The sequence below is a fragment of the Rhodopirellula maiorica SM1 genome, from assembly GCF_000346295.1.
Taxonomy (GTDB): Bacteria; Planctomycetota; Planctomycetia; order Pirellulales; family Pirellulaceae; genus Novipirellula; species Novipirellula maiorica.
Genome location: NZ_ANOG01000129.1, coordinates 1 through 645, shown reverse-complemented (window position 1 = coordinate 645; position 645 = coordinate 1). Strand labels below are relative to the sequence as shown.

Here is a 645-nt window from a genome sequence, read left to right as displayed (position 1 = left end):
CACTGCGGGGGGCTTGTGAGCATCTGCGTGAACGACTCGAGACCCGAATCGATGCATCGGTTGGACTGCTTGAACCGACCCTCACCATCCTGTTGGCGATCGCGATTGGCGGCATCGTGTTGTCGATCTACACCCCGATGTTCCACATGTTTGAGGTACTCGAGTGATGGCGTCCCCCCAAAAAGGATTCACGTTGATCGAGGTGATGGCGGTTCTGATTATCTCGGCAACGGTCGCCATTATCGGGATTCGACATCTGCAAAATCCGGGCGATTTAGCTCACGATCGCAGCTGTCGACTGTCGCGAGAATTACTGCAGCATCATGTCGAAGCGTATATTGACGACACGCAAAACGCTCCGTCATCGAGCATGCGGGAAATCGCCACCGACGTCTACGCGGGCCGCACGTTGCCAACATGCCCCGTGACCGGGCGGGCATTTCAGCTTGGCCGAAACGGTCGGGTTAGCTGCACCGATCATCCCGAGTAGGCCAGCCGGAATGTTTATGGAAATCGCATAATAGCCTTCGTCGTGGGACTTGCCAGAATTCCAATGGCGAAAGGGATTTCTAGCGAAATCCACTACGGTCGGTTAGACGCGTGCGTGCTGAGTCGACATTTGGAATTGCCTTGCACGGCAGTGCT

The 645-nt window shown here is 55.7% G+C and carries 2 protein-coding genes; both read left to right on the top strand.

Annotated elements, in window-relative coordinates; translation table 11 throughout:
- The first annotated feature begins 2 nt into the window (after nt 1-2).
- Nucleotides 3-167 (top strand): type II secretion system F family protein, encoded by a 165-nt coding sequence (locus RMSM_RS43335; RefSeq protein WP_261340330.1) that lies wholly within the window; start codon nt 3-5, stop codon nt 165-167.
- Nucleotides 167-490 (top strand): competence type IV pilus major pilin ComGC, encoded by a 324-nt coding sequence (locus tag RMSM_RS03790; protein ID WP_040763982.1) that lies wholly within the window; start codon nt 167-169, stop codon nt 488-490. The genes RMSM_RS43335 and RMSM_RS03790 overlap by 1 nt, the downstream gene beginning before the upstream one ends.
- Nucleotides 491-645: the final 155 nt, after the last annotated feature.

Bases quoted from the DNA above. Each gene is read 5' to 3' on its own strand.
- RMSM_RS03790 (WP_040763982.1), top strand. From the start codon at position 167: ATGGCGTCCCCCCAAAAAGGATTCACGTTGATCGAGGTGATGGCGGTT.